This is a genomic window from Arthrobacter sp. B0427-1-12, from assembly GCF_059092905.1.
The window spans coordinates 1-3832 of the sequence record NZ_JBNHIC010000116.1 but is presented as its reverse complement, the minus strand read 5'-3'; the positions used below and the strand labels follow the sequence as shown (position 1 = coordinate 3832).

Below are 3832 nucleotides of genomic sequence, written 5' to 3'. Positions count from 1 at the left end.
ACCGCCGGACACACCGTAACAGGGCCAGGCCCCGCCGACGACGGCGGGGCCTGACCCCTTTAACACCACCCCACCCCGCTACACACCCCCTTGCACCAAACACCGGCGGCACATCAGGGCCACTGTCTCGGTGATCAGCGTTGTTCTGATATCAGGGATCTGCTCCCGGTGCAGGGCCGGCTGCCGACACGGCCCTGCCCGGGCCTCAAGATTCTTCCGGCACCCAGTTGCGCAATACCTGCGGTGTGCTGTCTAATGCTTGCTCGACACTTTTCCGATGAGGAGACGACCAGCGGAACATGGCTACCGATTACGACGCACCCCGGACCACCAGCGACGACGAGTCGACGGATTCACTTGAGGAGCTGCGCGCCCAGCGCGGGAAGCCCCAGCCTGTGGTCATCGACGTTGACGAGAACGACACCGCCGAAGGCATCGACCTTCCCGGTGCTGATCTCTCCGGCGAGGAGTTGCACGTGCAGGTGATCCCCGTCCAGGCAGATGAGTTCACCTGTGGATCCTGCTTCCTGGTCCACCACCGCTCCCAGAAAGCGCGCGAGAAGGACGGCGTAAGCTACTGCCGCGACTGCGAAGGCTAAGCAAGCTGGCGGCCCGCTGCAGCCTGCAGCGTGGGGACAAGGCGCGGCGACGGCCAAGTACTCAAGACTGTCAATCTGCTCCTGCACGGCGTGCACATTTCCGCGGCCGCCGATGACTAAGTTGTCATCAAGGTCGAGGCGCCCGCCATGCGCACCGCATGGCCCCGAGAAGGACCAGGGCAGCTGATTTTTTGGCCAGCCAGTCAGGCGGCCAGTTCCACGCTGTTCGAAGTGCACCGGGTGCCCGCCGGTGCGATGATCCGCAGCCGGCATTGGGCCTGTGCCGGATCCGCCTTGGCAGGCAGTCGTTCCGAGTCCGCACAGCCGTTGAGCAGGGCCAAGGTATCCGGCTCCGCTTGAGCGGCCGAGAGATCGATGACGATCTGATGGCCGGGGCTCAGAGTATTGGCGCGGCGAGCCAGAACATACAGGGCCTGAACATTCCGCGGGTTCACCCGGCCCTTCACTTTGATGCAAGTCAATGCCCCCTCCAGGTCCACCCGCACCAGCACTGACAGCTTCTCGTTCACGGTGCTGCCACCTCCCCGGCCATTTGTGCCGTGGCGGCCCGCTGCGCGAGGGCCCGGCCGCTGACGGCAGTGCCGTGAGACCCGAGGAAGCGCTTTCGCTCAGTCACTGGGACCAGCTTGAGGTAGACAGGGTGGGCGAAGACCTGCTTCCTGGCTTCGATGCAGAACGGCAGGACAGCCAGGCGCCGGCGATGTGCTTGGGCCAAGGCGGTCCGCACCAGACCACCGGTCAGGTCGGGGCCCTGGTAGTCACCGTCGATGACGATGCTCAGGAGCCAGATTTGGCCGTCCTGAATGCGGTAATGCAGTGATCCTGCCACCGCTCCATCAACATAGGCATCGAAACGGGACCCGTCGAAGTTGTCACGGACAATATGCATGTTTTTCTCCTCAGGTCATATCCCCGACAGGCCGCGGCACATGCCGGCCACGCCGCTGCATTCTCCGGCCACCGGTGATCAGCAGGCCGAATCCATGAGGATCCGAACCCCCATCGGATCTCGCTTACAATGTAAGCTAAGCATGCTTAGCACTTGATGCAAATTCCTCCGGCCGGTTTACGCCGGTGCGAAGGGCGGTGAAAACGGCTTGGCGGGAGGCCCGAATGCCTCTTCCTGTAAGTGCCGGTGCGGTTAGCCGGCCAGGGTTTCCAGGCGCTCGAGCAGGTTCTCGAGTGACTCTTCGAATTCCTGTGCGGAGCGGTCCTCCGAAAGGAGTTCCTGAAGGTTTTGCAGGAGCGGATAGCCGCTGAGGTCCGCCTCCTGCGGCGGGCGGGGTTCGGCTTCCTCGACCGGGCCGACGTCGGCCCCCATGGCTGAGACTTCCAGGAGCAGGTGTCCGAGCAGGAAGCTGCTGAAGGCGCGGTAGGCGTCCACCGCCGCTTTGTCGGAGAAGCCCGAGCCTTTCAGTGCCCGGAGGAAGGATTCGACCCAGCGCAGGCTGCGCAGAGGAGGCCGCACCCAGGGCGCTTCGGTGTGCCGGGTGGCAATGAGCGGAAACACCTGGGGATGGGCCAGGGCCAGCCGGCGCAGCCCGTGCGCCAGGCGGATCAGATAGTCCTGCCACCCATGGCGGGGCTCGCTGTACACTTCCGGATCGCTGGAGAGCTCATCCAGAACAGCCTCCACGATGCCGTCCAGCAGATTCTCCCGCGACGGGACATAACGGTAGAGCGACATCGCCTCCACCCCCAGTTCGGTGCCGAGCCGGCGCATGGTCAGCCGGCGCACCCCGAACCGCTCAATGAAGTCCGCACCGGCCCGGATAATCCGCTGCCGCTCAAGCCGGGGCTTCTCCGCCCCCGAGTCCGGCCCTCCGTTTTCCGGCTCCACTCCGGCTCCGGCCATCGACCTCCCCCTCCCTGCATCCTTCCCTCCACCCTACGCCCGCCCGTCCGGATCCGCGCGGGCATCTCTGCGTCGGAAGTCCCGACTCCCTCCCGGGCAGGACCGGCAGACAAGCGGCGGGCTTTACAGCACAGCCTTACACTGTAAACTCGGTGGCTCGCGATGTTTGCTGGATGCCCGTCAAGCACCTGCGGCGGGCCGGAGAAGTAAAGGTGAGATGTGAACGAGGAACTGAAGCAGGTCTGGGTTGCTGCTGCGGACGTTGAAACGCTGCAGGCAGAAATGGACCAGGCCGAATTCCACCTGACAGCGACCATCGAGGATGCCGTCAAGGCCGGGGAAGCCACGGAAGCCATCCGTCAAGCGGCGAATCTGACCCAGACCGAGCTCAAGCGGGTCCGGGATCTCTCCAGCGACGCGTCCTGACTGCCGACTCACCAACATCACCCACCCCTGCATCCTTAGCCCGACGCACTGGTTGAGCTCGACCACAGTTATTGTCCGTTCGACGATAAATGGCTCCTATGGATAATCAGCCGCAAGCTCCCAGGGGTGCCTCTTCACTCAAGTCCCACACATTTTTGAGATCAGCCAGCGCCAGGTCATCAGCAAAGAAGAATTTTCTGCTCCAAGTCCGTGTGCAAGGATGCAACCGCGGCCACCCCGGCCTTTTCCTGAGCATTATGGAATTAGTCACTGGCCGGCCAGCTGCGGGAGTTGGCTTCTGTCATTCATCGACGGTGAGGATGCGGGGCCGGCGGGGAATGCCCACTGCGGGGTCGAGCGGCAAGACCAAGTCAACAGCAGGAAATAGTGATGGAGCTCATGAATGTCCCTGCACCCGATGTGCTGCTGCGGTCCTGCATTTCGTGAACGCCACAGGTGCCGGGCCATGGAGGCGGTCGAGAGCCTGGACCACCGAGCCGAAGCGGCGCGATTGCAGGAGCACACAAGGCAATTGAAGGCGGATTTGCGCCGCCGGGCGGAGGCGTGTATCGTTTTCTGAGTCGCCGCCGCTGAGTGGCGAAAACCCCTTCAAATTATTCACCGGAAATGGTGTGCGCCTGAATGGCCTGCGCAATTATCCGGCGGTTTTTTGGCGGGTCGGTTCGTGAATTTCCAATGAAATTCCGCGGAAATCGCGGATTTGACAGGAAAGAAATTCATGAATTAGATTAGAAACATCGCAGCAAAGAAAAGCGAAGCCGCTTGAAATACATTTCCGAAAGGAAGTGACCGCGGTTTTGAAAAGTAAATGCATGTGCCTGTTGTTTGAGAACTCAATAGTGTGCCAAGTTTGTTGATACCAAATGTTTTGTTTGGTTGATTTGGCTGTGATGCGCCGCGTTCGCGGTGT

At 62.0% G+C, this 3832-nt stretch carries 6 protein-coding genes; 2 read left to right on the top strand and 4 right to left on the bottom strand.

Annotated features, from left to right (window positions below):
• The first annotated feature begins 299 nt into the window (after positions 1-299).
• Positions 300-599, top strand: coding sequence for a DUF4193 domain-containing protein (locus AC5RWU_RS23820; protein WP_493986647.1), 300 nt, complete (start codon positions 300-302; stop codon positions 597-599).
• A gap of 203 nt (positions 600-802) precedes the next feature.
• Here the strand turns inward: AC5RWU_RS23820 and AC5RWU_RS23815 are convergent, their stop codons facing one another.
• From AC5RWU_RS23815 to AC5RWU_RS23805, 3 genes are all read right to left on the bottom strand, one after another.
• Positions 803-1129, bottom strand: a complete 327-nt coding sequence (locus tag AC5RWU_RS23815) for a hypothetical protein (protein WP_493986646.1) — start codon at positions 1127-1129, stop codon at positions 803-805.
• Positions 1126-1509: a GNAT family N-acetyltransferase gene (locus AC5RWU_RS23810; RefSeq protein WP_493986645.1), complete on the bottom strand. Its 384-nt coding sequence runs from the start codon at positions 1507-1509 to the stop codon at positions 1126-1128. The genes AC5RWU_RS23815 and AC5RWU_RS23810 overlap by 4 nt, the downstream gene beginning before the upstream one ends.
• A gap of 252 nt (positions 1510-1761) precedes the next feature.
• Positions 1762-2475 (bottom strand): TetR/AcrR family transcriptional regulator C-terminal domain-containing protein, encoded by a 714-nt coding sequence (locus AC5RWU_RS23805; protein WP_493986644.1) that lies wholly within the window; start codon positions 2473-2475, stop codon positions 1762-1764.
• A gap of 219 nt (positions 2476-2694) precedes the next feature.
• Between AC5RWU_RS23805 and AC5RWU_RS23800 the strand changes: the two genes are divergently transcribed.
• A complete protein-coding gene (locus tag AC5RWU_RS23800) occupies positions 2695-2901 on the top strand; it encodes a hypothetical protein (protein ID WP_493986643.1) in 207 nt (68 codons plus the stop codon).
• Between the two features lie 744 nt (positions 2902-3645).
• Here the strand turns inward: AC5RWU_RS23800 and AC5RWU_RS23795 are convergent.
• A partial coding sequence (locus AC5RWU_RS23795) for a hypothetical protein (protein ID WP_493986642.1) occupies positions 3646-3832 on the bottom strand: 187 nt, incomplete at its 5' end.